Raw genomic sequence first — 2,904 nt, 5'->3', positions numbered from 1 at the left:
TAAAGATTGCTTATGATAAAGGCGCAGCAGCATTAAGTAAAGCTATAACAGCTCAAAATACCGCTAATTCAGCTCAGACGAGAGCAAACGAAGCATATAGTTTAGCAAGTGGAAAAGAACCTAAATTCACTAAAAAAGATGCGTTTAATAGAAGTTTTTCTCATGTAATTAATTCAACTAGTAAGATCTTAGTAGCTTCTGCATATGCAGTAAAGATTGCTTATGATAAAGCGGTAGAAGCAGTTGGTTTTACAAACACAAATAAAAGCGCGATAAAAAATAACGCAGAACAAATAGAGAATTTTTCTAGAGTCCATACTTATGAAGGAACTAACGGAACTATCACCGTCGCCAGACAAGGTAACGTAATAACTGTCAATATTATTTCAATTTATCCGGATGATTTAATTACAGTAGTCCTAGAGGAAATTTATAGACCTGATAAAACCATTAGATTTGGTGGGTTTAGAGGTTCAACTCAAGAAATTGGAATGTTTTATTTGAATACTGGAGGTGCTTTTACTATATCAAAAGATATTTCGTTTATTGATGGTGCTAATTTTAGTTTTATTGTTAAATAAATTCTAAATTTGTTTTGGTTGATAGATAAAAAAAAAGAGGTGAAAAATGAGATATAACTTATTAAAAAAAGAGGCTACTCCTACATGGGAAGAAGCTAAAGAAAAACTTATAAAATCTATTTTTCTTAATGAAAATAGAGTTGGTGAGGAGTATATAAAAGCATTTCCATATGACTATGACCCAGAGATCCATTTTGTGCATGAAGGAGAATTAACAAAGCCTTATATTATTCAACCTGATTTCACTTTATATTTTTTAAATGAAAGAGAACAAGTAGAAAAAGGATATAAAGTTTTAGGAGATGGAGAGATCATTGAAGGAGATACAATAAAAATTATTCCTTCACCTACTCCTTTTTACGAATGGAAAGTAGATAAATGGGTATACAATAAGGGAATGGAAATAGAAAGTATAGAAGGCAAAATTAGAGGCATAGAAAGAGAGCTAGAAGCAACTCAAGCTAGAAAAATAGCTAGAGCAAATTTAGGTATAAAAACTAAATATACAGATTTAGATATAGAAATATCTAAATTATTGCAATTACATGCAGATGCGTGCCAAGAACTTACTTTGATTTAGATGGGGGGAGATTATGTCACTAGAGACAAGTATAGCTGCTAACTGGATCATAGGCGGATTACTAACAATCAATTTAACCAAACCTTTTTGGGAACGTTTTGTGAGAACTTCTGATAAGGAGAGTGACCGTATAGATAATATAGAAAAAGAAATAGAATCAATAAAATTAAAGCTTTCAGAGAAAGTCAGTAGAGAAGATTTTCAAAAATTAATGATGAAATTATCAGAAATTGAAGGATATCTAAAAGCAAAAAAGGAGGGATAGATGAAAATTTCTAAACAAGGAATAGATCTTTTAAAGCATTTTGAGAGTTACGAAATGAAAGCTTATACTTGCCCTGCTGGAGTATGGACAATTGGGTTTGGCTTTACTAGAATCAATGAGATAAAAGTCAAAAATGGCGATATTATGACCTTAGAAGAGGCAGAAAAAGAACTAATAAAACAATTAAGGATTTATGAGAATGTAGTAAAAAAAGCTATCATGATAAAAAAGATAAACCAGAATCAATATGATGCTTTAGTGTCTCTTTGCTACAACATTGGGGGATCTAGTTTTAGAAAATCTTCCATAGTCAAATTAGTAAATAATAGGAATTTTATAGGAGCTTGTAAAATATTTAACCTATGGTCTAATGTAGCTAAGAAGAGATCTAAGGGATTACTTAGGAGAAGAGTCTCTGAAAGAAATCTATTTTGTGGTTGGTTAAACCCCATAGTAAAAGAAATCCCTAAAAATTATCGCGAAACATATAAAGAATTATAAGGAGAGTGAAAAATGAAAGATTTAATTACAAACCCATTAGTATTACAGATAGTATTTGGAATCATATTATTAGTTTTACCATCACCACTACTAAAGAAGACAGGAGACAAGGTAGGAGATGCAATTGAAGGTGTAGGAGGAGAAAAAGCAAGAGATGTAACATATAAAGTGTTGATGGACTTTGCAGAAGGGCTTAAAAACTCTAAACATGATGGCAATATCAATCTAACCTCTAATGATCAGATAGATAATGAGTTAGATAAATACAAAATGTCGCTGGGTTTGGAAGATTCCAAATTAGAGGAAAAGGATTAGAATTTAAAATAGATCCATGGAATTATAAGACTAAGTTGTTTCAGTTTAAAATTTTTAGGAGGGCTAATTCTATAATGGAATTGTTTTGGAGATATAAAGAATAGTCAAAATTATAGATAAAATAAAAAATTTTAATAATTTATACAAGCATTTCAAATATACATTTTAAAATATAAGACTTAAAGTTTCGTTTTTTAACTAAAATATAGTAATATTTTAACGTAAAATTAATTAAAATGGAGGTAGATTATGTTAGTTAAAAATTTAAATGGAACAGGGAGTAATTTTCCATCTCCCACTTGTAAATGTAATAGTTGGATTGATCATTGGATAAAAAATAAACACCCAGATAAAAAATATTCAAAATATATCTGTAGAGGATGTGATGTAAAAAAAATTCCTTCTGAATTAGTAGGAGGTCACGTTCAAAAAGTAAATGATACTGATAAAAAATATTATATAGTACCTTTATGCTCTAGTTGTAAGAATACTAAAGATAAAGAATTTAAGGTTAATTCTTCTGATCTAATTTCCGCTAAAGCAGAAAATTGTAAAGCTAAATAATATTGAGAAAAAAAATGATCAATTAATGATTTCTACTAAAAAAGTCTACCTAAATTGGTAGACTTTTCTTATTGTATATAATTTAGGAGCATTTTAGG

General features: G+C 29.4%; 6 protein-coding genes. All 6 read left to right on the top strand.

Annotation, left to right across the window (positions count from 1 at the left end):
* Positions 1 to 581 (top strand): hypothetical protein (locus WBG30_RS10335; protein ID WP_424504575.1); only part of this gene is annotated, 581 nt, incomplete at its 5' end.
* A 46-nt stretch (positions 582 to 627) separates the two neighbouring features.
* Positions 628 to 1,161 (top strand): hypothetical protein, encoded by a 534-nt coding sequence (locus tag WBG30_RS10330; RefSeq protein WP_424504574.1) that lies wholly within the window; start codon positions 628 to 630, stop codon positions 1,159 to 1,161.
* Positions 1,162 to 1,174: 13 nt separating this feature from the next.
* Entirely contained in the window at positions 1,175 to 1,426 is a 252-nt protein-coding gene (locus WBG30_RS10325) for a hypothetical protein (RefSeq protein ID WP_424504573.1), read from the top strand.
* Entirely contained in the window at positions 1,427 to 1,927 is a 501-nt protein-coding gene (locus WBG30_RS10320; RefSeq protein WP_424504572.1) for a lysozyme, read from the top strand.
* A 12-nt stretch (positions 1,928 to 1,939) separates the two neighbouring features.
* Positions 1,940 to 2,242: a hypothetical protein gene (locus WBG30_RS10315; RefSeq protein WP_424504571.1), complete on the top strand. Its 303-nt coding sequence runs from the start codon at positions 1,940 to 1,942 to the stop codon at positions 2,240 to 2,242.
* A gap of 249 nt (positions 2,243 to 2,491) precedes the next feature.
* Positions 2,492 to 2,806: a hypothetical protein gene (locus tag WBG30_RS10310; RefSeq protein ID WP_424504570.1), complete on the top strand. Its 315-nt coding sequence runs from the start codon at positions 2,492 to 2,494 to the stop codon at positions 2,804 to 2,806.
* Positions 2,807 to 2,904 lie beyond the last annotated feature (98 nt).

This window comes from Psychrilyobacter sp. (genome assembly GCF_049671765.1).
Classification (GTDB): Bacteria; Fusobacteriota; Fusobacteriia; order Fusobacteriales; family Fusobacteriaceae; genus Psychrilyobacter.
The sequence above is the reverse complement of the archived record's forward strand: the minus strand, read 5'-3'. Positions and strand labels throughout refer to the sequence as shown.